Below are 282 nucleotides of genomic sequence, written 5' to 3'. Positions count from 1 at the left end.
CCCGATCCTCTTGAATGGCTTCATTTAAATCCTTGATATAGTTTTGGGTATCCTGCGCAATTGTTTTTCTTGTGTATTTATGCCTGTTGGCATTGGCTTTAAGGTGTGTGGAGTCAGTGAATAGGACACGTCCGCCCACCATGTCATGATTGATGGCCTGAAGAACGATCTCATCAAAAATATCTTGGAAGATGGTTGTATCTTTAAAACGTGTGCGTCTGTTCCAGCTGATGGTGGAGTGGTGTGGAACTGGATCGTTTATGTTCAATCCGAGAAACCATC

Annotated in this window: 1 protein-coding gene; it reads right to left on the bottom strand. The window is 43.3% G+C overall.

Going from position 1 to position 282, the window contains the following annotated elements; translation table 11 throughout:
- Positions 1-282: transposase (locus WA279_RS20825; RefSeq protein WP_336156496.1), on the bottom strand; the 282-nt coding region annotated here is incomplete at both ends.

It is taken from the genome of Bacillus sp. 204(2023) (genome assembly GCF_037027505.1).
Taxonomy (GTDB): domain Bacteria; phylum Bacillota; class Bacilli; order Bacillales; family Bacillaceae; genus Bacillus; species Bacillus subtilis.
The sequence above is the reverse complement of the archived record's forward strand: the minus strand, read 5'-3'. Positions and strand labels throughout refer to the sequence as shown.